Annotated in this window: 26 protein-coding genes; 15 read left to right on the top strand and 11 right to left on the bottom strand. The window is 70.8% G+C overall.

Annotated features, from left to right (window positions below; translation table 11 throughout):
* Positions 1–37: 37 nt before the first annotated feature.
* Complete coding sequence (locus AWQ71_RS03895; protein WP_067127565.1) at positions 38–3325, bottom strand: AfsR/SARP family transcriptional regulator; 3288 nt, start codon at positions 3323–3325, stop codon at positions 38–40.
* A 175-nt stretch (positions 3326–3500) separates the two neighbouring features.
* On the opposite strand from AWQ71_RS03895, the gene AWQ71_RS03890 reads away from it, so the two are divergent.
* Positions 3501–4091 (top strand): dihydrofolate reductase family protein, encoded by a 591-nt coding sequence (locus tag AWQ71_RS03890; protein ID WP_067126743.1) that lies wholly within the window; start codon positions 3501–3503, stop codon positions 4089–4091.
* Between the two features lie 86 nt (positions 4092–4177).
* On the opposite strand, the gene AWQ71_RS44555 is transcribed toward AWQ71_RS03890, so the two are convergent.
* Positions 4178–4333, bottom strand: a complete 156-nt coding sequence (locus AWQ71_RS44555) for a DUF6131 family protein (RefSeq protein WP_245658096.1) — start codon at positions 4331–4333, stop codon at positions 4178–4180.
* 460 nt (positions 4334–4793) lie between these two features.
* Here AWQ71_RS44555 and AWQ71_RS03885 point away from each other — a divergent pair, with 460 nt between their 5' ends.
* Positions 4794–5306, top strand: coding sequence for a hypothetical protein (locus AWQ71_RS03885; protein ID WP_157570166.1), 513 nt, complete (start codon positions 4794–4796; stop codon positions 5304–5306).
* A gap of 128 nt (positions 5307–5434) precedes the next feature.
* Positions 5435–6547, top strand: a complete 1113-nt coding sequence (locus AWQ71_RS03880) for a DUF4037 domain-containing protein (RefSeq protein WP_067126738.1) — start codon at positions 5435–5437, stop codon at positions 6545–6547.
* 110 nt (positions 6548–6657) lie between these two features.
* On the opposite strand, the gene AWQ71_RS03875 is transcribed toward AWQ71_RS03880, so the two are convergent.
* Entirely contained in the window at positions 6658–7062 is a 405-nt protein-coding gene (locus AWQ71_RS03875) for a winged helix-turn-helix transcriptional regulator (protein ID WP_067126735.1), read from the bottom strand.
* 127 nt (positions 7063–7189) lie between these two features.
* Here AWQ71_RS03875 and AWQ71_RS03870 point away from each other — a divergent pair, with 127 nt between their 5' ends.
* Together AWQ71_RS03870 and AWQ71_RS03865 are read left to right on the top strand one after the other, a co-directional pair.
* The gene (locus tag AWQ71_RS03870) at positions 7190–8050 is read left to right on the top strand and encodes an SDR family oxidoreductase (RefSeq protein ID WP_067126732.1); all 861 of its coding nucleotides are present in this window, start codon (positions 7190–7192) and stop codon (positions 8048–8050) included.
* Positions 8051–8094: 44 nt separating this feature from the next.
* The gene (locus AWQ71_RS03865) at positions 8095–8736 is read left to right on the top strand and encodes a response regulator transcription factor (protein ID WP_067126730.1); all 642 of its coding nucleotides are present in this window, start codon (positions 8095–8097) and stop codon (positions 8734–8736) included.
* A 127-nt stretch (positions 8737–8863) separates the two neighbouring features.
* On the opposite strand, the gene AWQ71_RS03860 is transcribed toward AWQ71_RS03865, so the two are convergent.
* The 6 genes from AWQ71_RS03860 to AWQ71_RS03835 all read right to left on the bottom strand — a co-directional run bounded on the left by AWQ71_RS03860 (position 8864) and on the right by AWQ71_RS03835 (position 15329).
* The gene (locus AWQ71_RS03860; protein WP_281195307.1) at positions 8864–10018 is read right to left on the bottom strand and encodes an oxalate decarboxylase family bicupin; all 1155 of its coding nucleotides are present in this window, start codon (positions 10016–10018) and stop codon (positions 8864–8866) included.
* Positions 10015–10335, bottom strand: coding sequence for a hypothetical protein (locus AWQ71_RS03855; RefSeq protein WP_067126728.1), 321 nt, complete (start codon positions 10333–10335; stop codon positions 10015–10017). The genes AWQ71_RS03860 and AWQ71_RS03855 overlap by 4 nt, the downstream gene beginning before the upstream one ends.
* A gap of 35 nt (positions 10336–10370) precedes the next feature.
* Positions 10371–11570, bottom strand: coding sequence for an Nramp family divalent metal transporter (locus AWQ71_RS03850; RefSeq protein ID WP_218001633.1), 1200 nt, complete (start codon positions 11568–11570; stop codon positions 10371–10373).
* A gap of 660 nt (positions 11571–12230) precedes the next feature.
* Entirely contained in the window at positions 12231–12680 is a 450-nt protein-coding gene (locus tag AWQ71_RS03845; RefSeq protein WP_067126725.1) for a cupin domain-containing protein, read from the bottom strand.
* 196 nt (positions 12681–12876) lie between these two features.
* Positions 12877–14127 carry a hypothetical protein gene (locus tag AWQ71_RS03840; RefSeq protein ID WP_157570165.1) on the bottom strand — a complete coding sequence of 417 codons (1251 nt, stop codon included), beginning with the start codon at positions 14125–14127 and terminating at the stop codon, positions 12877–12879.
* Between the two features lie 227 nt (positions 14128–14354).
* Positions 14355–15329: a helix-turn-helix transcriptional regulator gene (locus AWQ71_RS03835; RefSeq protein WP_067126718.1), complete on the bottom strand. Its 975-nt coding sequence runs from the start codon at positions 15327–15329 to the stop codon at positions 14355–14357.
* A gap of 65 nt (positions 15330–15394) precedes the next feature.
* On the opposite strand from AWQ71_RS03835, the gene AWQ71_RS03830 reads away from it, so the two are divergent.
* The gene (locus tag AWQ71_RS03830) at positions 15395–15901 is read left to right on the top strand and encodes a hypothetical protein (RefSeq protein ID WP_067126715.1); all 507 of its coding nucleotides are present in this window, start codon (positions 15395–15397) and stop codon (positions 15899–15901) included.
* Between the two features lie 11 nt (positions 15902–15912).
* Here AWQ71_RS03830 and AWQ71_RS03825 read toward each other — a convergent pair whose 3' ends face one another.
* Positions 15913–16626: a hypothetical protein gene (locus tag AWQ71_RS03825; RefSeq protein WP_245658095.1), complete on the bottom strand. Its 714-nt coding sequence runs from the start codon at positions 16624–16626 to the stop codon at positions 15913–15915.
* A 95-nt stretch (positions 16627–16721) separates the two neighbouring features.
* Here AWQ71_RS03825 and AWQ71_RS03820 point away from each other — a divergent pair, with 95 nt between their 5' ends.
* The 9 genes from AWQ71_RS03820 (at position 16722) to AWQ71_RS03780 (ending at position 24562) form a co-directional block, all read left to right on the top strand.
* The gene (locus AWQ71_RS03820) at positions 16722–17747 is read left to right on the top strand and encodes an AAA family ATPase (RefSeq protein ID WP_067126709.1); all 1026 of its coding nucleotides are present in this window, start codon (positions 16722–16724) and stop codon (positions 17745–17747) included.
* Positions 17748–17754: 7 nt separating this feature from the next.
* Positions 17755–18669 carry a DUF58 domain-containing protein gene (locus tag AWQ71_RS03815; protein WP_067126706.1) on the top strand — a complete coding sequence of 305 codons (915 nt, stop codon included), beginning with the start codon at positions 17755–17757 and terminating at the stop codon, positions 18667–18669.
* A complete protein-coding gene (locus AWQ71_RS03810) occupies positions 18669–19616 on the top strand; it encodes a VWA domain-containing protein (RefSeq protein ID WP_067126703.1) in 948 nt (315 codons plus the stop codon). Before AWQ71_RS03815 ends, AWQ71_RS03810 begins: the two co-directional genes overlap by 1 nt.
* 22 nt (positions 19617–19638) lie before the next feature.
* Positions 19639–20232: a class I SAM-dependent methyltransferase gene (locus tag AWQ71_RS03805; protein WP_067126700.1), complete on the top strand. Its 594-nt coding sequence runs from the start codon at positions 19639–19641 to the stop codon at positions 20230–20232.
* The gene (locus AWQ71_RS03800; RefSeq protein WP_067126698.1) at positions 20229–20786 is read left to right on the top strand and encodes a TrmH family RNA methyltransferase; all 558 of its coding nucleotides are present in this window, start codon (positions 20229–20231) and stop codon (positions 20784–20786) included. The genes AWQ71_RS03805 and AWQ71_RS03800 overlap by 4 nt, the downstream gene beginning before the upstream one ends.
* A gap of 97 nt (positions 20787–20883) precedes the next feature.
* Positions 20884–21675: a glycerophosphodiester phosphodiesterase family protein gene (locus tag AWQ71_RS03795; RefSeq protein ID WP_067126695.1), complete on the top strand. Its 792-nt coding sequence runs from the start codon at positions 20884–20886 to the stop codon at positions 21673–21675.
* A 40-nt stretch (positions 21676–21715) separates the two neighbouring features.
* Positions 21716–23134, top strand: coding sequence for an MFS transporter (locus AWQ71_RS03790; protein ID WP_067126692.1), 1419 nt, complete (start codon positions 21716–21718; stop codon positions 23132–23134).
* A gap of 122 nt (positions 23135–23256) precedes the next feature.
* Entirely contained in the window at positions 23257–23601 is a 345-nt protein-coding gene (locus tag AWQ71_RS03785; RefSeq protein ID WP_066947626.1) for an RNA polymerase-binding protein RbpA, read from the top strand.
* A gap of 229 nt (positions 23602–23830) precedes the next feature.
* On the top strand, positions 23831–24562 hold the full coding sequence (locus AWQ71_RS03780) for an HAD family hydrolase (protein ID WP_067126689.1): 732 nt from the start codon (positions 23831–23833) through the stop codon (positions 24560–24562).
* Between the two features lie 305 nt (positions 24563–24867).
* Here the strand turns inward: AWQ71_RS03780 and AWQ71_RS03775 are convergent, their stop codons facing one another.
* Positions 24868–25152: a DUF2218 domain-containing protein gene (locus AWQ71_RS03775; protein ID WP_067126686.1), complete on the bottom strand. Its 285-nt coding sequence runs from the start codon at positions 25150–25152 to the stop codon at positions 24868–24870.
* Positions 25153–25187 lie beyond the last annotated feature (35 nt).

The raw sequence follows: 25187 nt of genomic DNA, 5'->3' as shown, positions 1-25187 counted from the left end.
CACGGGCAAGCCCGTGAGCACGGCTCGGCGGGGTACCTCAGGCGTACGGTACGGCCAGCAGGGAGCGCAGTTCGGCGGGGGAAAGCGCGGCACCGAGGACGGCCTCGGCAGCGAAGCGCTCCTCACCCAGCGCCGTACGGACCCGGGTGGTGACGCGGTCGATGTCCGCGCGCTCGGCGGGGGCGGGCGAGGGGGCACCCGAGGCCCGCGACGCGGCCGCCGCGCCCAGGAGCCGGGCGGCGCGCTCGTGGTGTCCGCCGAGGGACAGCGCCCCGGCCAGACCGTCGAGGACGATCGTCATGTTCCGGGAGGTGTCGAAGCCCGCCGCGAGGTGGAACGCCTCCAGATGCAGGTCGTAGGCGGCCGTCGCGTCCCCGCGCAACTCGGCGACGAAGCCCAGCTCGCTCAGCACCAGGGGCAGGTACGGCGGCGCGGCCTCTCCGGAGTCCCGGCGCGGAGCCCGTTCGAGCACGTCGCGCAGGTGGGTCTCGGCGAGGTCGAGCCGGCCCTCCTGACGGGCGGCGAACGCCAACCCCATCCTCGCGAAGATCTCACCGGCCTGGTGGCGCTGCTCGACGGCCAGCCGCAACGCCCGCGCGCAGTGCTCGCCCGCCTCCGCGAACTCGCCCCGCCGCAACGCGATCCAGCCGAGCCAGGCGTGCCGCCCGCCGACCTCCGGCCACAGCTCCAGTTCCTCGGCGAGGCGAAGGCCGTCCCGCTGGAGCCGCGCGGCCTCGGCGAGGTCGCCGGTCATCTCGGCCAGCGCGCCGAGCCAGCCGGTGGCCTCAAGCCGCCCCCAGCGGTCGCCGATCTCGTCGAACAGCGCCAGGCTTCGCTCACCGTCGCGGCGCAGCCCGTCCAGGTCGCCCCGCACGTGCGCGAGCTTGGCCCGGGTGGCGAGGGCCGCGGCCGTCCCCCACAGGTCGCCGGCTGATCGGAACGCGGGCAGCGCCAGGTCGAGCAGGTCCCCGGCGACGGCGAGATCGCCCAGGTCGATCGCGGTGTAGGCGAGGAACCACCGGGCCCTGGCCAGCCCGTTCGGATCGCCCGCCTCCTCGTACTGCCGCAGGACCTCCCGCCGGCGGTCCTCCCGGTCGGCGACGTCACCCTGGAGCAGCCCGAGGCCTGCGGCCCAGGCCAGCGCTTCGGCCTGCAAGGCGCGGACCGCCCGTCCTTCCGCGGATTCCGCCGGCTCCGTGACGGCGACGTCCAGCGCCGCCGCCAGGGACCGCCGAGCCTCGGCCAGCCGCCCGCGCAGGAACCAGTACCAGGCCATCGCGTTGACGAGGCGCAGCGCGTCGGTCGCGCTCCGGTCCCTGACGGCGGCGTTCAGCGCGGCCCGCAGGTTGGCGGCCTCGGCGTCCAGGTGCCGCAGCCGACGCCGCTGGTCTGGGCCGCGCAGATGTGGCGTGGCCCGTTCGGCGAAGGCCACGTGGAAGCGGCGGTGCCGCAGCCGGATCCGGTCGAGCTCCCGCGCCTCCCGCAGCCGCTCGACGCAGTAGGCGGCCACGGACTCCAGCAGCCGGTAGCGGGGGCCGTCCGGCCCGTCCGTCATCATCACCAGCGACCGGTCCACCAGGCGCGCCAGCAGGTCGAGCACGTCGAGGCCGTCCTCGGCGCAGACCGCCTCGGCGGCCTCCAGCGTGCAGCCGTCGGCGTGTACGGCCAGCCGGCGCAGCACGACGCGCTCCTCCTCGGTCAGCAGGTCCCAGCTCCACCCGATCATCGCGGCCAGGGTTCGCTGGCGCGGCGGGGCGCCCCGATGCCCGGTGGCCAGCAGCCGGAACCGGTCGTCCAGGCGCTCGACCAGGCCGTGCACGCCCAGGACCCGGACCCGCGTCGCGGCCAGTTCGAGGGCCAGCGGGACGCCGTCCAGCCGGCGGCACAGCGTCGCGACCGCGGGCGCGTTGTCCGCGTCCAGTCCGAATCCGCGCGCGGAGGCCGACGCGCGGGCCACGAACAGCCGCACGGAGGCGGTCCGCTCCAGCGCCGCGACGTCGGCGGCGTGGGCGGGCACCTCGAGCGGTGGGAGGTTCCAGACCACCTCGCCGGCGAGCCTGAGCGGCTCCTGGCTGGTCGCCAGGATCCGCAGTCCCGGGGCCGCCCGCAGCAGCCGTTCCACCAGTTCGGAGACCGGAACGACGACGTGCTCGCAGTTGTCCAGCACGAGCAGCAGCCGCCGGGCGCGGAGCGCGTCGGCGAGCCGTTCCACGGCGGTCACCGGCTCGGCGGACGGCGTGCCGTCCCGGACGCCCAGTACGCCGGTGATCGTCTCGACCAGGCGGGACGGCGCGTCGGGATCGGCGGGCCGGTCCAGTGCGGCCAGCTCGACCCACCACACGCCGTCCGGGAACAGGTCCGGGCCGGGGGACGTGCCGGTGCCGCTCTCGACCAAGCCCGTGGCGGCCTCCAGCGCCAGCCGGGTTTTGCCCACCCCGCCGGGACCGGTCAGCGTCACCAGCCGGTCCGCCGCCAGCCGCGCGCGGACCTCGGCGAGCGCGTCGTCCCTACCGATCAGGTCGGCGAGCGGTGCGGGCAGGTTCGTGGCCGGACCGGCCACCGCGGAGTACGGCGCGGCGTCCGGGGCCAGCGCCGGGTCTCTGGCCAGGATCGCCCGCTGTAACGCGACCAGGTCGGCGCCCGGCTCCAGCCCCAGCTCGTCCGCCAGCAGCGCGCGCAGCGTCTCGTAGCTGTCGAGCGCCTCGCTCTGCCGTCCCGAGCGGTAGAGGGCGCGCATGTGGGCGGCCCGCAGCCTCTCGCGCAGCGGGTGCTCGGCGACGAGACGCCCCAGCTCGCCGACCAGCCGGGCGTGCTCGCCCAGGGCCAGCCGTACCTCCGCGAGGTCCTCCTGGGCGGTCAGCCGGCGCTCGGTCAGGTGGGCGGCGGCGGCCTGGGCGAACGGCTCGTCCGCGACGTCCGCGAACGCCGGGCCGCGCCACAGCGCGAGCGCGTCGGACAACAAGGTCGCCTTGGTCCGTGGGTCGCCCGCCCGCTCCGCATCGGCGAGCAGGTCCCGGAAGGCATCCGCGTCGGTCTCGACCTTCAGCAGGTAGCCCGCCGGATGGAGCGGGAGCAGCTCCCGACCGCCCGGGGCGGCGTCCTCAAGTACCCGGCGCAGCTGCGACACCTTGGCCGACAGCGCGGCGAACGGGTTGCCCGGCGGCTTGTCGCCCCACAAGTCGTCGATCAGCCGGTCGGCCGGCACGGGGCGGCCGTCATGCGCCAGCAGGTCGGCCAGCAGAGCGCGGACCTTGATCCCGGGGACGGCGACCGGCTCACCGTCGGCACCCCAGACCGCCACCGGACCCAAGATCCCGAAACGCATGCGCGTCACGATAACGGGCGATGGCGACGCGCCGACGGATTTCCGTAAACCGATGCGAAAGAAGCCGTAAGCCGCCTCCGCCACAGTAATTTCCACAGCGCGGTGACCGCGCGCCGAGAAGGCGCCGGTACACCTCGCGCCGACCGCGTCCGCGATTCACGACAGGGAGAACGTCATGCGAAAGATCATCGCCTCGACCTACAGCACGTTCGACGGCTTCATCGACAACCCGCACCTGTGGTCCATGCAGTACACGAACGAGCAGAGCATGGCGTACGCCCTGGACCTCGTCCTCGGCAGCGACGCGCTGCTGCTCGGCCGGGAGACCTACGACGGCATGGCGCAGGCGTGGCCCGCGATGGGCGGCAACCCCTACGCCGACCGGGTGAACTCCATGGCGAAGTACGTGGTCTCCTCCACTCTGGAGAAGGCCGAGTGGAACAACTCGACCATCATCCACGGGGACGACCTGGTGGCCGACGTGACCAAGCTGAAGGAGCAGCCCGGAGAGAACATCCTGATCTGGGGCTGCGGGAGGCTCACCGACACGCTGATGGAGCACGGTCTCCTCGACGAGTACCGGATCTGGATCTGTCCCGTCATCCGGGGCGGCGGGCAGCGCCTCTTCCGCGAGGGCACCGAGGCGACACTCGAGCTCCTGGACGCGACGACGTTCGATTCAGGTGTCGTCGTACTCACCTACCGGCCGGCGAACGCGGCGGGCGTGAGCGGGGACGGGGGCGAGGACGGCGACACCGCAGGCTGATCCTGCGGGTTCCGCGCACCGCTCCTGCATCCCGGCCCGGCCCCCATCAATCCGTGGTTCACCTGTGGGGGGAGGAGAACGGGCGATCACCAATAATGGCGCCGCCCGCCGACGGCGTGTCCGAGTGCCCCAAGGACCCATAGGACGGCACCGATCACCAGCAGCACTATCCCGATGGTCCACAGGACAGAGACGCCGAATATGAAACCGATGATGAGCAGGATGATTCCGAGAGTGATCACTGGGCCCTCCGATCTTCCAGGAGGAGTAGTAACGTCCACTTCCCGTCAGGTCACCAGATATGCCTCTCGGGGCGGTACCGGCAGGCCGCAGTTCACCGTGGACAGCTAGAGCACCGAAGGCTCCGTCCAGAGCGGCCGTACCCCCGTGCGGGTCCGGCCGAGATACGGCCAGAAGCAGCCCTGAGTCTGACCCCGTATCTCGGCCGGACCCGAACCCGTTGGCACCGAGGCCTCGGCCGGACCCCTCGGTTACACGGCCTCATGGCCCCGTGGCGTCACGGCACCATCGAGACCTACTCGTTATCGACAAGATCCGAATCGTCCGACTTTTGATGATGTTTCAATCTGCCCGACAGTCGCCGATTCCAAAAACGGGGCCGAAAACCATTTCTGCCATTTAAGCCCGCAAATGGACCGCTCCAAGTTAAGCTCCCTTCCTCCGACCAGGAAGGTAGCTGCGTTGCCGACCCCCCATGCCCCCAAGCAGTCCCAGCCGGCGACCAAGGCCCAGAAAGGATGCGGCTGTCTGCTGCTTCTCGCGGTGATATTCGCGTTGTTCGCCGCGTGCGGCGCGATATTCGGAGACACGGCTCCTCCGCTTCCCTCGCCGTCCCCGCTTCCGTCGTATGCCGCGACTGACCTGTCCGAACCGGCCGATCCCGCTCCTGCCGACACGCTGACGCCCAGCTCCTCCCCCACGGACGATTTCGACGGGGACGGGATCCGGGACCGCAGGGACCGCGACGCCGACGGTGACGGGGTGAACAAGTCGGTCGACCGGGACGACCTGGACCCCACCAAGGGCCGCAAGCCGAAGCCCAAGCCGAAACCGGCGCCTCGGGAGACCGAGGACAACACTCCGTCGATCATCTCCGGCGTCAACCCGGGCGGTTTCTGCGGCCATGCGGGCGCCGTCGGGACGAGCAACCGCGGCCGGACCTACATCTGCCGCGATGGCCACTGGCGGCGCTGAGTCGGCCGGCCTCCGACCCGGCCGCGGGCTGCGTCCAGGCCCCGCCGAACGGCCGAGCCGTAGATGTGGCGGCGGCGCGGCTGATATCCGGTGGATCCGCGTGACGCGTCGTTGGCACAGTAAGCGGCATGGTCACGCCTACTGCCCCTTTCGTTCCCGGCCTTGAGCTCGCGAGGACTCTGTACGAGGAGGCGGTGAAACCGATCCTCGACACCGCCTATCCAGGGCTTCGGTACGCGGCCGCCCGGGTCGGCGCGGGATCCGAGGTCCTGGGATTCGACACCGCGCGCTCGGCCGACCACGACTGGGGACCTCGACTGGAGCTCTTCCTCGCTCCCGAGGACGCGGTACGCCACGGTGGGCGGATCCGCGACCTCCTGGCCCAGAGGTTGCCGAAACAGGTGCATGGATGGCCCACCCACTTCCGCCGCAGCAGCGATCCACTCGACCCGGTTGGCCACATGGAGCCGACCGAAGGCCCGGTCGACCACCGGGTCTCGGTGCACGGGGTGGGCTCCTGGCTGACCGCACAGCTGGGCCCTCACGCGGCAGCCTGGCGCGATGCGGGGCCGGCGATCAGCGACTGGCTGGCGCTGCCGCAGCAGAAACTGGCCGAGGTGACCGGCGGGGCGGTGTTCCGCGACGATCTGGGTGATCTCACCGCGGCCAGGCGGCGGCTGGCGTGGTACCCGGAACAGGTGTGGCGCTACCTGCTGGCCTGCCAGTGGCAGCGGATCTCCCAGGAGGAGGCGTTCGTCGGCCGCTGCGCGGAGGTCGGGGACGACCTTGGCTCCGCCATCGTGGCCGCGCGCCTGGTCCGTGACCTGATGCGATTGTGCCTACTGATGGAGCGACGCTATTGCCCGTACAGCAAGTGGCTCGGCAGCGCCTTCGGGCAGCTGAGGACAGCCGAACGGCTGGCGCCGTCGCTGCGCGGCGCCCTGGGCGCGACCGACTACCCCGGCCGGGAGCGGCACTTGTGCGACGCGTACGAGGTCGTGGGCCGGACGCACAACGCCATCGGGCTCACAAAGCCGGTGGATCCGACCCGCCGGCCCTACCACAGCCGGCCGTTCCTGGTTCTGCATGCCGAACGCTTCGCCCGGGCCCTGCTGGAGACGGTCACCGATCCCCGGTTGCGTGAGCTGCCGCTGACCGGAGGCGTGGACCAGTGGGCCGACAGCACGGACCTTCTGGGTCACCAGGACGCCATCCACGCAGCCGTGGACGCCATCATCTGATCTGGGATGCCCCGTTCCCGCCGACGCGGCCCCTCCACCGATGCCCGAAATGGCCACCGAGGGGAATTCCCGACGCCGCTACTTCACCGAGGGCCCGCTTACCGCAGGGATCAGTCGCGGTCGTCCTCCTGGTCGTGACGCCCCTGCGCGGCGATAACGGCGGGCATGTGCGCCTCCAGGTGCTCGATGACCTCGAACAGCTTGGCGGCGGTGCTGCTGCCGAGCTCGGTGAGGCTGTACTCCACGCGCGGCGGCAGCACCGCGTGGACGTCGCGGCGGATGAAGCCGTCGCGTTCCAACTCCTTGAGGGTCTGGGCGAGCATCTTCTCGCTCACCCCGTCGACGCGGCGGCGCAGGGCGTTGAAGCGAGCCGGCCCCTGGTGGAGGCCGACCAGGATGAGGACACCCCAGCGGCCGGTGAGGTGTTCCAGGACGGGCCGCGAGGGACAGTGGCGGGCGAATACGTCGAACTCGAGCGACTCGTCCCCGGCAGGCCGCGCTGTCGATGTGTCCATATCAGCAAATGCTACCCGACAGAGAGCACGGTGGAATAGTTTGCACTTTCGATTAGAAAGCATAGGGTGAGTGGAGGTCGGCGCCGCCGGCCGTTCCCCACCATCCCCACACGAAGGGCATATTTCGATGATCGTCGTCACTGGAGCCACCGGACCGTTCGGCCGCCTCGCCGTGGAGAGCCTCCTCAGGCGCGGGGTGCCCGCGTCCAAGATCGCCGTCGCTGTTCGCACCCCGGGCAGGGCCGCCGACCTGGCCGCCAAGGGCATCACCGTCCGCGAGGCCGACTACGACCGGCCGGAGACCCTGGCCCCCGCCTTCACCGGCGCCGACAAGCTCCTGTTCGTCTCCTCCAACGGACCCGACGCGCTGCGTCTCGCCCAGCACCACGCGGTCGTCGAAGCGGCGCGTACGGCCCGCGTGGGGCTGGTCGCCTACACCTCGATCGTCGGGGCGGACCGCAACCCGCTGAGCCTGGCCGCGGTCCACCGGGACACCGAGGCGGCCCTCGCCACGTCCGGTCTGCCCACCGTGCTGCTGCGCAACGGCTGGTACACCGAGAACTACACCACCACCCTGGCCGGTTCGGTCGAACGTGGCGCGATCGTGGGCAGCGCGGGCGAGGGGCGCATCGCCTCGGCCACCCGGGCCGACTTCGCCGAGGCCGCCGCCGTCGTCCTGACCCGGGACGAGCAGGCGGGCAAGGTCTACGAGCTGACCGGCGACACTGCCTGGACCCTGCCCGAGCTGGCCGCCGAGGCCGCCGCCCAGTCCGGCAAGCCGGTCGTCTACACCGACCTGCCCGCCGAGCGGTACGCCGAGATCCTGACGGGAGCCGGCCTGCCCGGCTTCTTGGTCGAGCTGCTGGTCGACGCCGAGGTCCAGGTCGCGAAGGGCGCCCTCGCCGACGTCACCGGCGACCTGGCCGCCCTCCTGGGCCGGCCCACCACGCCGCTCGCCGACGCCGTCGCCTCGGCGCTCAAGGGCTGAGCGGCCCGACCGGGCGACGGTTGGCAGCGTTCTAGGGTTGGGCCATGACGTTGAGCGTGGTGATCGTCGACGACGAGGACCTGATCCGTACCGGCCTGCGGATCATCATTGAGTCCGAGCCCGGACTCAGCGTCGTGGGCGAGGCCCGGGATGGGGCCGAGGCGGTGTCGGTCGTCCGCGCGACGCGGCCGGACCTGGTGTTGATGGACGTGCGGATGCCCGCCGTGGACGGGATCCAGGCGACCCGCAGGATCCTGTCCGGGGAGGAGCCGCCCAAGGTGCTGGTCGTCACGACCTTCGAGAACGACGACTACGTCTACGAGGCGCTGCGGGCGGGGGCGAGCGGCTTCCTGCTCAAGCGCGCCCGGCCGGAGGAACTGGTGCACGCGATCCGGCTGGTGGCGTCGGGCGACTCGCTGCTCTTCCCGGCCGCGATCAGGACGCTGACCGCCGCGCGCGGCGCCCGCCGCACGGTGCCGGGGATCGGCCGGCTCACCGCGCGCGAGGCGGACGTGCTGCGCCTGATGACGCGTGGCCTGTCCAACGGTGAGATCGCGGCCGAGCTGGTGGTCGGAGCGGAGACGGTCAAGACGCACGTGCGGAACGTGCTGGCCAAGCTCGACGCCCGGGACCGGACCCAGGCGGTGATCTCCGCGTACGAGTCGGGCTTCGTCTCCCCCAGCTGACCGGAAGCGACGGACCGCCGGCCGCTCCCGCCGACCGGGGGATCAGCCCGGACGCCGAAGGTTCTCGGCCCGGCCCAGGGCACACACACCCTGGGCCGGGGCGCGTACGCCGCCCTGACATATCGGTTCAGGCGATGACGGGGCGCTTGTCTTTCGGAAGCGCCTCGATCATGGAGCGGGGCATGTTGATGGTGTCCGCGCTGACCTGGGGTGGCAGGTTGGCCATCCACTGGGTGGCCGAGATGTCCTCAAACCGGGGGTTGCGGAACATCTCCAGGAAGACCAGTGGCTCCTTGCCCAGGTTCTCGATGTAGTGCCCGTACGCGAACGGCACATAGCCGACGTCGCCCGCCTGGAAGTTGAATGTGCGGGCCAGCCCCGAGCTGGCGAACACCCCCATCCGCCCGAAACCGGAGATGTAGTACTGCCACTCGTCGTCGGTCGGGTGCCAGTGCAGCTCGCGCAGGCCGCCGGGCTCGACCTCCACGAGCGCGGCGGAGATGCTGGTGGCCGCCTTGAAGATCGTGGAGTCGACGATGCGGACGGTCCCGCCGGAGAACCGCTGCGCCGGCTGTGCGAGCATCCGGTGCTTGAACGTGCTGGGCACGTCGCCGGTAGGGCTGACGATCCGGTCGGAGTCCAGGGCAGGCGGCACCTGGCCCTGGAAGATGTACTTCTCCTTCTCCGGCATGTTGGCCATCTGCTGCGGCGTCCAGCCGAAGTTCTTGGCAAGGATGTTCTTGGGGGTGTGCGCGAACCAGTCGCTCATCATGAAGGTGGAGTTCTCGGAGAATCCGCCGTCGTCGAAGACCAGCAGGAACTCCACGCCCTCCTCCAGCGCCTGGATGTAGTGCGGCACCCCCTTGGGAAAGAACCACAGATCGCCCTTCTGCACGTCGTCGAGAAAGTTGCGGCCCTCCTGGTCGACGGCGCCGATGCGGCAACTCCCCTCCAGCACGTACCCCCACTCCGCCTCCTTGTGCCAGTGCAGCTCGCGGTAGGCGCCGGGGTTGAGCTTCATGTCCACACCGGCCAACGTGGTGGCGATCGGCAGCTCCCGCTGGGTGACCTCGCGCGTCCAGCCGCCCTCCTCGATGCGGGTGTGCGCCATGGAGAAGGAGAACTTCATGTTGGGAACGGTGCCGTGATCGGTCTCCGGCGGCACGAGCAGGTCGGGGTTCTGCAGGTCCAGTTCGACGTTGCGGGGCCCGGTGTCCAGGCCACCCTTGCCGTCGCGCTGCGGATGCGGGATGCGCTGTTGCGGCTGCATGGGCTTGGTCATAGGTGATCGTCCTTTCGGGTCGATGCGGATGGGATCGGTCGCGGCGGCAGCAGGAACAGTTCGCGGACGAGGTCCGCGCCCCCCAGTGCCGCCACGGCCGGCGGTACGGCGAGGCACATGAGCGTCAGTGCCACCGTGAGCCACTCCGGGGTGTCGACGACGGGTGCCGCCGCGGCGAGCAGGGCCAGGGCGACCAGCTTGATCCGGGTCCGTGAGATGGAGACCGGGATGCCGACCGGCGTCGCAGGGCCGTGCTCCGGCCCACGGGCGGCGGTACGGATGGGATCGGTCCGGTGATGGTCGCTCTGCGCTGGCATCGGTCACCTCGGTGGCGGGATCGGGTCGGAACAGCTCAGAACAGCAGGGCGAGGGGCAGGGAGCAGGCCAGCAGGGCGACCACGGCCGCGGCGGTGGCCGCGATCGCGGTGGTGAGCGGGGCGTTGGCCAGCGGGCCCATGAGCGTGCGGTCCCGGCAGAAATAGACCAGCAGGAACAGCGCGACGGGCACGCCGAGGGAGATGACCACCTGGCTGAGGATCAGCAGTCCGGTCAAGGGTGCGCCGGCCAGCAGGGCCAGCACCGCCGGGGCCATGGTGATGACCCGCCGCACGTACACGGGCACCCGCCGGCCCAGAAAGCCGTGCATCACGACGTCGCCGGCCAGTGTGCCGATCCCGGCGGAAGACACCCCCGACGACAGCAGCGTGACGGCGAACGCCAGGGCGGCGACCCCGCCGATCCGGCTGGCCAGTTCGCCGTGCGCGGCCACCAGGTCACCGGCCCAGGCGCCGTCGGTCGCCGCGCCGAGCCCGGCGCCCAGAGCGATCATCGAGACGTTGACCAACGTGGCCAGGCCCAGCGCGAGCGAGCAGTCCAGCCGCAGGATCCGGCGGACCAGAGCCGGTTGGCGTCGGGCCGCCTGGGTGGAGACGCCGCGCCCCTGCACCAGTGCCGAGTGGAGGTAGACGGCGTGCGGCATAACCGTGGCGCCGACGATGCCCATTGCCAGAAGCAACGCCCCGTCGCCGCCCAGATTCGGGACCAATCCGGCGGCCAGCGCGCCGGCGGACTGGTGCCCCACAAAGACGATGTCGTAGCCGAATCCAGCGCCGACCAGCAGCAGGACCGCCGCGCTCGCCAGCTCAAAGGGGCGGGTCCGCCCATGACGCCGCAGTTCAAGCAGCATCAGGGACATCACGGCGGTCACCCCGGCCGAAACCGCGACCGGCATCCCGAACAGCAGGTGCAGGCCGATCGCGGCGCCCACGAACTCGGCCAGGTCGGTGGCCAGCACGACGATCTCGGCCTGCAGCCACAGCACACGGCTGCCCCACCTGCCGAACCTTCGGCGGCACAGCTCCGACAGACTCCGGCCGGTCGCCATGCCGAGCTTGGCCGCCTGGAACTGCACCAGGATCGCCACCAGGCTGGCCACCACGACGACCCACACCAGCGTGTAGCCGAGAGTCGCCCCCGCCGTCAGGTTGGTGGCGACGTTGCCGGGATCCACATACGCGATCGCCGCGACGAAAGCCGGCCCGAGTATGGGCACGATCCTGACGCTCCTACGGGCGGATGCACGCGTGCCTGTCCGCCGGTCCGCGTCCGTACTACGAACACTCACTAACCCTCCCCAAATCGCATAACTAAAACTGATCACAGCATCTATGACTTGATCCGCCGAAGTAGCGACGCTGGGGATGAATGCCCCCACAAAGGGGCGCACGAAACTAAGATCACTCCATAATTGCCTTATCGAGCGTCGAGGCGACCATAAATGTCGATTAATCAACACGAGGCACTTCTGCCTAATAATTCCCATCAAATCCGGACATAGCCGACCCAGCATTGACAAGGCAAAGTCCAAACAATCGCGCTGGCAGAACACCTCGCCGGGATGCGAGGCCGCACGAAAGACAGCGGCGAGAGAGAACTCATTGACCGAACAGTTGGCGGCCGAACAGGCCACCGACGGACCCCGGACGCCATCCCATGGCGTTTAGACTCGCCCGAATAATCACAAATAGCCATGTCTTACGGCTGGCGATCGGTCAGGAAGCGGGGAGGGCGACGGCCGCCGCCCGGAGGCGGGCGCGCGCCACGCGCCAGTGATCGGCGAACCGGCGGAAGAGGCCCTTGACGGGCCGCTGGTGCGACCGTGGATCAAGGCGGCAGTACGGCATTTGTGAGCACCGCCGCCCGACATGGCGGTCTATTGCGGAGCGGTGTACTCGATCGCGGCATGCTCGATGTAGGCGTCGAGCTCCGGGAGATTGACAACCACCGGGTTCACGCCGGAGCGCACTACCGCCCAGACCGTCTCAAACTCGGTGGAGGCGTTGATCTCCTGGTGAACGACGTAGGAGGGGACGAACACGAAATCTCCGGGGCCCGCTTCGGCTACGTGCTCCAGCCGGTCTCCCCATCGGAACCGGGACGTGCCGCTGACGACGTAAAGGACGGTCTCCTGGTCCCCGTGATGGTGCGCTCCAGTCACCGCGCCGGGCTTGACGGTGCTCAGGAATGCCGACAGATGGGCCGCGTCCGGGTTGCGGGCGTCGAAGGCGACGTCGCGGATGAGCCCGGGTGTCTGCGCCGTGTCGCCCTCGAGAGCGCCACGGCGTGCGATCCTGACCTGCTTGCCGGCGGAGATGTCACTCATGACTGTGGTTCTCCAGCGTCAAAGGTGCTGTTCGTTCCTGCGACCGCCCGCCAGGACTTGCCTCCGACCGCGAAGCGGAGCAGCCGCATGATCGCCAGATCCATGAATCCGAGTGTGTTTTATGCCACTCTATCCCGGTTGGAAATCACACAGCGCGACTTCTGCGGCCCTCGGCCAGCGGCTGCCGGGACTCGCATCAGGACGCGTCCGAGACGAAGATGGCGGACGTGCGATCACCGTCGTCCGTCTCGATGAAGCCGAATCCGTAGAGCTCTCCGGTCGCGGCCACCCGCGCGAAGGAGGACAGGAACGGTTTTGCACCCGGGGGGTGCGGAAGGTTGGAGATGGTCCAGGAGCCGTCTTCCCGGCGAGAAAGCACCGCTGAATAGTCTGCGTTTCCCTCCTGATCCATCTTTGTCGCGGCCACGTGAACGGCACCGCGCGTACCGCCGATCACCGCACCCAGCTGCCAGCCGTGCGGCACCGGGACCTGGCTCCAGAGGCGACCGTTCCAGCGCGCGGCAACGGGAATCTCCTGCCCGTCGGAGGCGCCCTCGCCCGTGTGGTCGGTGCTTGGCCCGGTTTGCGTTCCGAAGACCCAGACGTCATCCCTTGCCGCGGCGTGCACGCTGGTGAACTGGGTGAACGCCTGATCGTTGGGCGAGCCGAATGCGGAACCAAGGGACACGGTCCCCCAGGTTCGACCGTCGAAGTGGGCAACCGCCGCCCGATCCCCGCCGGCATCATCACGCCAGCCGATGGCCCACACATCCTCTTCGGAAGCGGCGCTCGTCGCGGTGACCCGGAGCGGTAACCGCACCCGCCGCCAGTTGCCGTCGTCGAAGAACCAGGTGTCCCCGACGTAGCCGCCGAACAGCCATACCCGGTGGCGGCCGACGGCCTGCACGCCGCTCACGTCCTGCTGGACCCGGCGGGCGAGCGTCCACCGGCGACCATCGAAGCGGAGCACATTGGCGAATCCGGTCTCGGAGCTGGACACAGCCCAGACGTCGGTCCGTGACGAGCCACTTGCGGACAGAAACGCGCCCTCGAACTTGCCCGGGAGCCGGACCGTGCGCCACGATGCCCCATCCCAGCGCAGCGTCACGGGGAACTGCGGCTCCAGCTCGTCACCCACATTGGTCTGGCCGAACGCCCATCCTTCCGCCGAGCCGACCATGACCCCGACATTCATCGAGTCGAACTCGCCGTAGTCGTGCTCATGTGCGATTCGCCATGGCGGACCAGCGGCGACGACCGGCTCCACCCCGGCAGGCGTCTTCCCGATCGTGGCCGCGGTCGCCACGGGGGACGATCCCGCTGACGGTGCCGTGGCAGGCCGCCGAACGGACTGGCAGCCGGTCAGGACCACCACCGTGACCACCACGCCCGCCGCTACGGCAACTCGCCGCGGCTTGCCCGGCTTTGGGAGTTCGGCAGCGTTCATTGCATCTCCTGGGGCGTCCATGTCGATGGAGGAACGTTAGAGGGACGGAGCACGGCGATCCAGGCGCTAGGTCGTGTCTGACAAATCAAGCCCTGCTGCGCGCGGCCCAGACGGCGCCTCGCTGCGTTGTCGTCGTCGGCCGTAGGCTCCGCTACGGCCTCCTCCTCCGCCTTGCGATGCATCCATCTGGATCCGCGCTCGCTACGGGCAGCATTTGTCAGACACTCCTAGATCTCCCCGTTGTAGAGCGTCGCCGTGGCCCGTGCCGATGCGGCGACGCGCTCCCGAAGCTCCGGCGGCGCGAGCACCTCCACCTCCGGGCCCAGCCGCAGCAGCTCTGCCTCCGCGTGGTCGAGGCTCTCGATGGGGATGACGGCCCGGCGCCACCCGCCGGGCTCCGGCTTTCCTTGGTTCACGCCATCGAGCACCGCCTGCGCCGTGACGTCCTGGAGGCGGGTGATGCCGACCGGTGAGATGCGTATCTCCGCTTCGCCCTGCCACAGCCGCTCCTGCAGCCGCGCCGTATGGGCCTGCCAGTGACGAGCCAGGTCGAAACGGACAGGTGGGTCGAACACCTCTTCCAGCGGCTCCAGGTCAAGGATCTGCCCGATCCGGTAGGTGCGCAGGTCATCGCCGGCACGGGCGACGGTGTACCAGCGTCCGGCCTTGAGCACGATCCCGTAGGGCTCCAGACGCCGCTCAACCACCTGCGGGGCTTGCCATCGGCGGTAGCGCACGCGGATGGCCCGCCGCTCCCACACCGCGGCCGCCACCGCCGGAAGATGCGGCACCTCGTCCGCCTGCCGGTACCAGCCCGGGGCGTCGAGGTGGAAGCACTCACGGATCCGCCGGACCTGCTCCTGCAGCGCGACCGGCAGGGCCGCCTCGAGCTTGAGCTCGGCCGCTGCCAGGACCGAGCCCATCCCCAGCTCGGCCGCCGGCCCGGGGAGACCGGCCAGGGGCAGAGCCTGCGCCTCGGCCGCGGTCAGCCCGGTCAGCCGCGTGCGGTAGCCGTCGAGCAGGGCGTAGCCGCCCGCGTGCCCCGCCTCGCCGTAGACCGGCACGCCCGCCGCGATCAGCGCCTGCACATCCCGGTACACCGTACGCACCGACACCTCGAGCGCCGCCGCCAACTCATCGGCGGTCATCCGGCCGCGGTTTTGCAGCAGGAGCAGAAGCGAGAGGAGTCGACCGGCGCGCATGGCCGGAAATCTACGGCCGATCCACTGACACGGGATGTCAGGGGACCGGTCCTAGCGTCTGCGGCATGACGAACAACGACTTCGCGTTCTTCACCGGCACCTACGACGTCGCCAACCGCTGGCGCAAGGACTTCCTCGACCCGACGGAGGGCGACGACCGTTGGGAGGAGTTCCCCGGCATCACCCGCGCCTCCTGCCACTTCGACGGCGCCGCCAGCTTCGACGAGATCGAGTTCCCGACCAAGGGCTTTTCCGGGCTGACCTTGCGGCTGTTCAACCCGGCGACCGCACAGTGGTCGCTGTACTGGGCCAGCAAGCGCACCGGCACCCTCTTCCCACCCGTCACCGGCAGCTTCGGCGCGGACGGCACCGGCGTCTTCCACGGCGACGACGAACACAACGGCCGCAAGATCAGGGCGCGCTTCATCTGGTCCGGCATCACCACCGACCGCGCCCACTGGGAGCAGGCGTTCTCCCTCGACGACGGGCAGACCTGGATCACCAACTGGCACATGGACTTCACCCGGCGCACGGCGACCGACGACAGGCCACGACTCGCAACGCGCCACTGATGAAACGCGGCTCAGATGTCCCTGCCGACGTCGTTGTCCTGACCCGGGAGAGTGGTCCGGCGCTCCGTGCCGCCCTGGGACGGCGTCGGCGACTGCTCCCCGGGACGCGGCGAGGCCGGGGTCGGCGGCGGCGTGGGGACGACGACCGGCGGGGGCAGCGGGCGGGTCGGCGGTGGGTCGCTCTCCAACCGGAACAACAGCAGCCACGCCATCACGACCATCATCGTGACGAGCGTGGCCAGCAGCGCCGCGGCCAGGCCGACCGCGCGCCTGGTCGCGGCCGGCGGGGGTGCGGGCGGCCCGGGCGCGGGCAGCGCCGGGTCGCGGTCGCCCAGCCAGTACGGCACGAAGTCCGGCCCGTTCCGGTCGCCGAGCAGCATCCCCGACACCATGACCGGTTCGAGGAAGCGCTCCGCCCCCGCCCCACCCGGCGCGTACGGCACGGCCACCCAGGGAGCCGGCCCGCCGTCCATGGCGAGCACCGTCAGGGCCGCGCGCGACCCGCGCCGCCTTCCGCGCCGTTCGGCCTCGCGGGCGGCGGCGACGAACCGGTCCCTGGCCACCGGGTCGAGGGCGGCGCCCCGGGTGAGGAGAGCGACGGAGACGGCGCGGCCGTCGGGGCCCTGCCCGAGGTAGACGAGGCCGGCCGGGCCGGTCAGCAGGCGGGCCAGCAGCACGAATGGCCCCAGGTGGGGCGGGTCGCCGTACTGCAAAGGTGTGGCCATCCAGCTCATGAAAACACACCGGACGGTTCCGGCTTCCGACGCCGGGCACTGTGTGGGCATGGATTCTCCCACCAAGTCACGATTGAATAACGCGCATGACCGTCGCGGATGAGCGCAGTGACCCGGATCGGGACCGGGCGGGGGACGACGACGCCGAGGCGTTGCGGGAGACCCTCGCCGAGGTGAGGCGGGTGATCGTCGGGCAGGACCACATGGTCGAGCGGCTGCTGGTGGCGCTGCTGGCCCGGGGCCACTGCCTGCTGGAGGGCGTCCCCGGGGTCGCCAAGACACTGGCCGCCTCGACGCTGGCCACGGTGGTGGGCGGCACGTTCGCGCGGATCCAGTTCACCCCCGACCTGGTGCCGAGCGACATCGTGGGCACCCGCGTCTACCACCCGGGCAGTGAGCGGTTCGACGTGGAGCTCGGCCCGGTCTTCGTGAACTTCCTACTCGCCGACGAGATCAACCGCGCCCCGGCGAAGGTGCAGTCGGCCCTGCTGGAGGTGATGGCCGAGCGGCAGGTCACCCTGGCGGGACGGACGCATCCGCTGCCCCGGCCGTTCGTGGTGCTGGCGACGCAGAACCCGATCGAGTCCGAGGGGGTCTATCCGCTGCCGGAGGTGCAGCGCGACCGGTTCCTGTTCAAGGTGCGGGTGCCGCATCCGAGCGCGCGCGAGGAGCTGGAGATCCTGCAGCGGATGAGCGTGCGGCCGCCGGCGGCCCGGCCGGTGCTCGACCCCGACCGGCTGACGCGGCTGCAGGAGGCGGCGGAGCAGGTCTCCGTCCACCATCTGGTCGCCGACTACGTGGTGCGGCTGGTGATGTCCACCCGCTCCCCCACCGAATACGGCCTGCGCGACCTGGAGGAGACGATCGAGGTCGGCGTCAGCCCGCGCGCCACGCTGGGGCTGATGGCGGCGGGCCGGGCGCTGGCGCTGCTGCGCGGACGCGACTACCTCCTGCCGGACGACGTGCGGGACGTGGCGATCGACGTGATGGCGCACCGGCTGATGCTCACCTTCGACGCCCTCGCTGACGACGTGGACGCCGAGCACGTCGTCCGGAGCATCCTGGCGACCGTCCCCCCGCCGGTCGTGGTGTGGAACCAGGGCGCCAGGTGATCCGCACATGAGCGCCGCGTCGCCGGAGCTCGCCCTGCGCCGCCTGGAGCTGACCGTGGTCCGGCGGCTGGACGGCCTACTGCACGGCAACCATCAGGGGCTGGTCCCGGGGCCGGGCAGCGAGCTGGGCGACACCCGCGTCTACGTCCCGGGCGAGGACGACGTCCGCCGCATGGACTGGGCGGTCACCGCGCGGACCACCACCCCGCACGTGCGGGACCTGATCGCCGACCGCGAGCTGGAGACGTGGGCCGTGGTGGACCTGTCGGCGAGCATGGACTTCGGCACCGCCGACATGGAGAAACGCGACCTGGTCGTCTCGGCCGTCGGCGCGATCGGGTTCCTGACCGGCCGGGTCGGCGACCGGTTCGGCGCGTACATCCTGAACGGGGTGGAGGTCCGCCGCCACCCGGCGCGCGGCGGGCGGCCCGCCCTGTACGCGCTGCTGCGCCGGCTGGCGGACGCGCCGCGCGGGGCGGGGGCGGTGGACCTGGGCGCCGCGGTGGAGTCGCTGGCCGCGGCCCATCACAAGCGGGGGTTGCGGGTGGTCGTCTCCGACTTCCTGGACGATCCGGGCTCCTGGGAGCGGCCGATGCGCCGCCTCTCCTCCCGGCACCAGGTGCTGGCCGTCGAGGTGATCGACCCGCGTGAGCTGGAGCTGCCCGACGTGGGCCTGGTGGCGCTCCATGATCCGGAGACCGGCCGTACCCGGGAGGTGCACCTGTCGCGCCGGGTCCGCGAGCGGTACGCCGTCGCGGCGGCCATGCAGCGGGAGGCGACCCGGGCCGCGCTGCGCCGCGCCGGGGCGGCGCACTTGGTGCTGCGCACCGACCGGGACTGGGTGGCCGACATCGTCCAGTTCGTGCTGCGGCAGCGGCGTACCGCGCATCTGGCCCGGCGCCGCCAGACGGGAGGGCGCTGATGATCTTCCTTTCCGCGGGCTGGCTGTGGCTGTTCGTCCCGGTCGCGCTCCTGGGCGGCGGATACGTCGCGTTGCAGTTCGCCCGCCGCAGGTACGCCGTCCGGTTCACGAACCTGCGGCTGCTGTCGGTGGTCGTCCCGGAGCGGCCGGCCTGGCGGCGGCATGTTCCCGCGGCGGTCTTCCTGGTGATGATGAGCGTCATGGTCCTGGCCGCCGCCCGCCCGGCGGGCGCCGTGCGCGTGCCGCGGGACCGGGCCACCATCATGATCGCGGTGGACGTCTCGCTGTCGATGGAGGCCCGGGACGTCTCGCCGACCCGGCTGGCCGCGGCCCGGCAGGCGGCCCAGCAGTTCGTCGCCGACCTGCCCGAGCGCTTCAACGTGGGAGTGGTGGCCTTCGCGCGGTCGGCGTCCGTGGTCATCTCCCCGACCGCCGACCACACCGCCGTGATCACCGCGATCTCCAACCTGACCACCCGGCCCGGCACCGCGATCGGCGAGGCGGTGTTCGACTCGCTCGACTCGATCAGGTCGTTCGATCAGCGGGCGGTGACCGATCCGCCACCCTCGGCGATCGTGCTGCTGTCCGACGGCGACAACACCTCGGGCCGCTCGGTCAACGAGGCGATCCAGGCCGCCGTGTCCGCCAAGATCCCCGTCTCCACTATCGCGTACGGCACGCCGGAGGGGACGGTCACCATCGACAACCGGCCGGTGCAGGTCCCGGTGAACAAGGCCACCCTGCAGTCGCTCGCCGACGGCACCGGCGGCCGGGCGTACGAGGCGCAGTCGGGCAGCGAGCTGCGCGACGTCTACGCCCAGATCGGCACCTCGCTCGGGTACAAGATCGTGAATCAGGAGATCACCCAGCGGTTCATCCTGGTCGCGCTGCTGCTGGGCGCGGTGGCGGCCGGGGCGGCCATGCTGCTGGGCGCACGGCTCCCCTGACCCGTTGGTAACGTCTCTGCACGTGGCACATTACTTCGAGGAGCGGCCGCGGACGGCCAGCCGGCCGGGCACGGTCACCCTGCTCCTCCCCGACCTGCATCTGCGGCTGGAGACCGACCGCGGGGTGTTCTCCCCCGACCGGATCGACGCGGGGACCCGCGTCCTGCTGGAGAGCGTGCCACCGCCGCCCGCCGAGGGCGACCTGCTCGACCTGGGCTGCGGCTACGGCCCGATCGCGCTGACCATGGCCTCGCGGGCGCCGGGCGCGACCGTGTGGGCGGTGGACGTGAACCGCCGCTCCGTGGAGCTGTGCGCGCGCAACGCCGAGGCCGCCGGCCTTGACAAAGTAAGGTCGGTTCATGTCGACGAGGTGCCCGGCGACGTGCGCTTCCGGGCGATCTGGTCCAACCCGGCCATCCGCATCGGCAAGCAGGCGCTGCACGAGATGCTGACCCGCTGGCTGGACCGGCTCACCCCGGACGGCGTCGCCTACCTGGTCGTCCAGAAGCACCTCGGCTCCGACTCCCTGCAGAACTGGCTGAACGAGCAGGGCTGGCCCACCACCCGGGCCGCCAGCCGGTCCGCCTACCGAATCCTCAAGGTGGAAGCGCGATGAGCACCCCCAACCCGCGCAGGCAGCTCCGTCCGACCGACGTCAAGCGGCTCAACCGCACCTGGCGCCGGGCGACCGGGTCCCGCCTCGCGATGATCCTCGAATCGGTCACCGGCCCGTTCAACATCGGGTCCGTGTTCCGCACGGCCGCCGCGTTCGGCGTGGAGACGATCTGGCTGGCCGGGAACGCGACCCCGCCGACGAACCCCAAGGCACAGAAGACCGCGCTGGGCACCGACCGGCTGGTCGAGTGGCACGAGCCGGTCCCCGCCGTCGACGCCGTACGCGCGGCGAAGGAGAAGGGGTACCGGGTCGTCGCGGTGGAGCTGACCGGGGACGCCGCGCCGCTGCACGAGGCGAGCCTCGGCGGGGATGTCTGCCTGGTCGTCGGCAGCGAGGACCACGGCTGCTCCCCCGCGCTGCTGGAGGCGGCCGACGCGGTCGTCTACATCCCGCAGGTGGGCCGGGTGGGCTCGCTCAACGTGTCGGTGGCGGCGGCCATCACGCTCGCCGAGGCGCGGCGGCAGGAATGGGTGACAGCGGCCGTTCATCCCTGATCATCGGATGTTCACCGGGCGCTGGCTGACGGGCTGGGCCTCCAACCGGCATACTCCTGGGCATACTGGAGCTGATCCGAGGAGCCGTGACCAACGAATGACCCGGCGTCGCTTCGCCTTTCTCGACCACCCCGGGCCGCTCGCCTTCGCCCACCGGGGCGGGGCGGCCGAGGGGCGGGAGAACACCATGTCCGCCTTCGCGCGCGCGGTCGAGCTCGGGTACACGTACCTGGAGACCGACGCGCACGCGACGGCCGACGGCGTGCTGCTCGCCTTCCACGACCACACGCTGGACCGGGTCACCGACAGCAAGGGCCGGATCTCCCAGCTCCCCTACCGCGAGGTGCGCAAGGCCCGCATCGGCGGCACGGAGGAGATCCCGCTGCTTGAGGACCTCCTCGGCGCCTGGCCGGACGTCCGGTTCAACATCGACGTGAAGGAGAGCGCGACCATCCTGCCGCTGGCCCGCGCGCTCCGCCGGACCAACGCCTACGACCGGGTCTGCCTGACCTCGTTCTCCGACCTGCGCCTGGCCCAGGCCCGCCGCGCCGTCGGCGTCCCGGTGTGCTCCTCGCTCGGGCCGCGCGGGGTGGCCACGCTGCGCGCCGCCGCCATGGGGTCGGGGTACGGCCGACTGCTCGCCTCCCTGGCCCGCGCCGGGGTGCCCTGCGCGCAGGTGCCGATCGGCGTGGGCGGGCTGCGCGTCACCACCCGATCCTTCATCCGCACCGCGCACGCGCTCGGCATGCAGGTGCACGTCTGGACGGTGGACGACCCGGCGGTGATGCGCCGGCTGCTCGACCTCGGCATCGACGGGATCATGACCGACAACATCACCGGCCTGCGCGACGTCCTCAAGGCGCGCGGCCAGTGGCATCCCCGCGCCTGAAACACCCGCACCCGACACCCCCGCCCGGCGAGGAGGACGTGTGACCGCCCCCCAGGTCATCGACGAGACCCCGAAGGCACGCCTTCGGGAACAACGCGGCTGGTACTTCTACGACTGGGCCAACTCGGTCTTCTACACCACGATCATCTCGGTCTTCCTCGGGCCGTACCTGATCCCCGTCGCCAAGGCGGCGGCGTGCGGCAAGGACTTCCCCGGGATGCCGGTGGACGCCTGCGTGGCCGACTTCGACCGGCTGGCGACCGGCGAGCTGGGCTTCGTCGACGTGCTGGGCCTCGACATCCGGCCCGCGGCCTACTTCGGGCTCGTCATGACGGTGTCGGTGCTGGTGCAGATCGTCGCCCTGCCCGTGGTGGGCGCGCTCGCCGACCACACCGGCCGCAAGAAGGAGCTGCTCGGCGGCTTCGCGTACGTCGGGGCCCTGGCGACCATGGGTCTGTACTTCGTGGAGGGCGACCGCTACCTGCTCGGCGGCGTGCTGTTCACCGTGGCGAACCTGTCCTACGGCGCGTCGGTCGTGGTCTACGACTCGTTCCTGCCGCAGATCTCCACGCCGGACGAGCGGGACCGCGTCTCCTCGCGCGGGTGGGCGATCGGCTACCTCGGCGGCGGCCTGCTCCTCGCGCTCAACCTCGCCCTCTACCTCGGCCGGGACAGCTTCGGCGTCAGCGAGGGCATGGCGGTGCGGATCAGCATGATGTCGGCCGGGATGTGGTGGGCGATCTTCACGGTCGTGCCGCTGCTCGCCCTGCGCAACCGGCCGGTCCCCGCCCACGAGACCACGGCGCTGCGGTCGGTGGGAGGCAGCTTCCGCCAGCTCGGGCGGACCATCGCGGAGCTGCGCCGCTATCCGCGCACGCTGCTGTTCCTGGTCGCCTACCTCGTCTACAACGACGGCGTCCAGACGGTGATCGGGAACTCGGCGGCGTACGCGTCGGAGGCGTTGAAGCTGAGCAAGGACGTGCAGATCAGCGCGATCCTGATGGTGCAGTTCGTGGCGTTCGGCGGCGCGCTCCTACTCGGCGCCCTCGCCGCCCGGTACGGCACCAAGCGCACCATCCTGGCGAGCCTGGTGCTCTGGACGGCGATCGTGGTCGTGGCGGTCTTCCTGGAGGAGGGCGCGGCGGCGCAGTTCTACGCCATGGGCTTCGGCATCGCCATCGTGCTCGGCGGCACGCAGGCGCTGTCGCGATCGCTGTTCTCGCAGGTGATCCCGCCCGGCAAGGAGGCGGAGTACTTCAGCCTGCTGCAGATCAGCGACAAGGGGTCGGCGTTCCTCGGGTCGCTGACGATCACGCTGGCCCTGCAGTTCTCCAACAGCTACCGGATCGCGATCGTCTCGCTGGTCGTCTTCTTCGTGCTCGGCTTCGGACTGCTGGTCGCGGTCAACGTCCCGCGGGCCATCCGGGAGGCGGGCAACGAGGTGCCGGAGCGCATCTGAGCGATCGCAGGCCGCGAAGGGCGGTTGGATCGGGCCTCCTGTGGGAATCCCCACACGGTATCAAGCGTTGAACGCGGTGGAGACCGACCCCTCTCAGGCGGGGACCTCAGGAGGCATTAAGAATGGGCGAGCGTGCGCTTCGCGGTACCCGGCTCGGCGCGACCAGCTACGAGAACGACCGCAACACTGATCTGGCTCCGCGCCAGGAGGTGTCCTACACCTGCCCCAAGGGCCATCGCACCACCGTGCCGCTTGCCGCCGAAGCCGAGATTCCGGCGAGCTGGGAGTGCCGCCACTGCGGGGCCACCGCTCTCCGGGTGGACGCCGAGCAGCCCCAGCAGAAGAAGGCGAAGCCGCCCAGGACGCACTGGGACATGCTGCTGGAGCGGCGCACGATCGAGGACCTCGAAGAGGTGCTCAACGAGCGCCTGGCGATCCTGCGGGCGCAGCGGCGCAAGAGCGCGTAGGGCACACGTCGGGTAGGAAGACGGATAGACCGACCGATGACGGCGGCCCCGGAGGGTTTTCCCTCCGGGGCCGTCGCGCGTTCCGAACGGGGGCCAAGTTCTGCCCACCGGCCCGCAAATCCGCCCGGGGCAATTGCGCACTTCAGGTGGCGTGGTCTGCCGCACAGGGCGCCAGGGTGCTGCGACCCCCCTCTGCCATCAGGGACAAGCACCACGAGATGATCACCCTATGGCGAATGTGGTTTTCTTCGATCTGGACGGCACCCTGGTCGATCATCGAAGCGCGGTCTTGGAAACGATCGGCCAGATCGTCCTGGCCGCGCCGAACGCGACGGCTCCACCAGAGGAGCTGGTGACGTTGTGGTGGACGCTGGAGGGGCGCCACATGCGGGAATACCTGGCCGGCCAGTGCTCCTTCGCTGAGCACCACCGGCGCAGGCTTCGTTCCTTCCTGCCCATGCTCGGCGAGCCGGTTCCCGAAAATCCCGGCCTTCTGGACGCCTGGATCGCCGACCGCTACCTCACCGTGTTCGAGGAGTCCTGGCGGAGCTATCCCGATGTCCAGCCATGCCTGGAGGCCCTGAAACGGCTTCCCCGAGGACCGCGCCTGGCCGTTCTCACCAACGGGGACCCCAAGCAGCAGCGCGCCAAGCTCGCTCGCTTCGGCCTCCTCGAATACTTCGAAGCCGTCCTGACCCCGACCGAGCTCGGTGCGGCCAAGCCCGTCGCCTACGCCGCCGCCTGCCGGCGGATGCGGACGGACCCCGCGCAGGCGGTCAACGTGGGCGACATGCTGGAAAGCGACGTGAACGCGGCCGCACTCGCCGGGCTCACCGGCATCTGGCTGGACCGCGGCATCGACTTCATCACCGGTGGACCATCGCCGACGGCAGACGAGACGGTGCTCCGCATCGAACGCCTCACCGACTTCCCCGAGCACCTATCACGCATGAACGCCTGACCGATTCCGGCCGCGTTCGTCGGTGGCGATCCCGGCCGAGCGTCGAACAGGTCGGCGGCGGGCATCTCCTGTTCGCAGACCGCGACCCCGGGCCGCCGGCCACCGCAGCCGTCGGCAAGTTCGTGACAGCCGTCATCGCCGACGCCGTGCAGCGACGACCGGCCTAGGGACCCGCCGCCGCGGTCACGGCTGCGACGCGAACCGATCGTGGCCAACGCCAACGACGGCCTCGCCGCCGCGCGCCCGGCCGCCACCACCGCAGGCCGGCGGCGGAAGGTTTGGATTTCCCGCGATTGCTACCGGGGTCACTCCCAGGTGACGGTGAGCTGGTTGCGCTGCCCGAACCGTTCGAGGTGGCGGCCCAGCACGTCCTGAACGGCGCCCAGCGACTCCTCGTCGTCGGCGGTGGCGCGCATGACGAGGCGGTCGGCCTCCGGGGTCAGCAGGCCCTCGCCGCGCCCGGGGAAGGTCAGCCGGTAGCCGCCGTCGGACAGCTCCTCGGCCTGGATCTTGCGTCCCAGATGCGCGGCGAGCTGCTTGGCGTACCGGGGGGCGGCGTCGGTGGCAACGTAGGCGATGGAGCTGGGCACGCGGATCCTCCTGCGTCAAACGGTCATCGATAAGC

Source organism: Microtetraspora malaysiensis (assembly GCF_001528665.1).
In the GTDB taxonomy this organism is placed as follows: domain Bacteria; phylum Actinomycetota; class Actinomycetes; order Streptosporangiales; family Streptosporangiaceae; genus Microtetraspora_A; species Microtetraspora_A malaysiensis.
This window is presented reverse-complemented; position numbering and strand designations above follow the sequence as displayed.

Coding starts and splice junctions, on each gene's coding strand:
- AWQ71_RS03865 (WP_067126730.1), top strand. CDS start 8,095: ATGACGTTGAGCGTGGTGATCGTCGACGACGAGGACCTGATCCGTACC.
- AWQ71_RS03845 (WP_067126725.1), bottom strand. CDS start 12,680: ATGAGTGACATCTCCGCCGGCAAGCAGGTCAGGATCGCACGCCGTGGC.
- AWQ71_RS03895 (WP_067127565.1), bottom strand. CDS start 3,325: ATGCGTTTCGGGATCTTGGGTCCGGTGGCGGTCTGGGGTGCCGACGGT.
- AWQ71_RS03840 (WP_157570165.1), bottom strand. CDS start 14,127: ATGAACGCTGCCGAACTCCCAAAGCCGGGCAAGCCGCGGCGAGTTGCC.
- AWQ71_RS03800 (WP_067126698.1), top strand. CDS start 20,229: ATGAGCACCCCCAACCCGCGCAGGCAGCTCCGTCCGACCGACGTCAAG.
- AWQ71_RS03880 (WP_067126738.1), top strand. CDS start 5,435: ATGGTCACGCCTACTGCCCCTTTCGTTCCCGGCCTTGAGCTCGCGAGG.
- AWQ71_RS03795 (WP_067126695.1), top strand. CDS start 20,884: ATGACCCGGCGTCGCTTCGCCTTTCTCGACCACCCCGGGCCGCTCGCC.
- AWQ71_RS03780 (WP_067126689.1), top strand. CDS start 23,831: ATGGCGAATGTGGTTTTCTTCGATCTGGACGGCACCCTGGTCGATCAT.
- AWQ71_RS03830 (WP_067126715.1), top strand. CDS start 15,395: ATGACGAACAACGACTTCGCGTTCTTCACCGGCACCTACGACGTCGCC.
- AWQ71_RS03785 (WP_066947626.1), top strand. CDS start 23,257: ATGGGCGAGCGTGCGCTTCGCGGTACCCGGCTCGGCGCGACCAGCTAC.
- AWQ71_RS03890 (WP_067126743.1), top strand. CDS start 3,501: ATGCGAAAGATCATCGCCTCGACCTACAGCACGTTCGACGGCTTCATC.
- AWQ71_RS03810 (WP_067126703.1), top strand. CDS start 18,669: ATGATCTTCCTTTCCGCGGGCTGGCTGTGGCTGTTCGTCCCGGTCGCG.
- AWQ71_RS03860 (WP_281195307.1), bottom strand. CDS start 10,018: ATGACCAAGCCCATGCAGCCGCAACAGCGCATCCCGCATCCGCAGCGC.
- AWQ71_RS03875 (WP_067126735.1), bottom strand. CDS start 7,062: ATGGACACATCGACAGCGCGGCCTGCCGGGGACGAGTCGCTCGAGTTC.
- AWQ71_RS03825 (WP_245658095.1), bottom strand. CDS start 16,626: ATGGCCACACCTTTGCAGTACGGCGACCCGCCCCACCTGGGGCCATTC.
- AWQ71_RS03820 (WP_067126709.1), top strand. CDS start 16,722: ATGACCGTCGCGGATGAGCGCAGTGACCCGGATCGGGACCGGGCGGGG.
- AWQ71_RS03870 (WP_067126732.1), top strand. CDS start 7,190: ATGATCGTCGTCACTGGAGCCACCGGACCGTTCGGCCGCCTCGCCGTG.
- AWQ71_RS03815 (WP_067126706.1), top strand. CDS start 17,755: ATGAGCGCCGCGTCGCCGGAGCTCGCCCTGCGCCGCCTGGAGCTGACC.
- AWQ71_RS03855 (WP_067126728.1), bottom strand. CDS start 10,335: ATGCCAGCGCAGAGCGACCATCACCGGACCGATCCCATCCGTACCGCC.
- AWQ71_RS03835 (WP_067126718.1), bottom strand. CDS start 15,329: ATGCGCGCCGGTCGACTCCTCTCGCTTCTGCTCCTGCTGCAAAACCGC.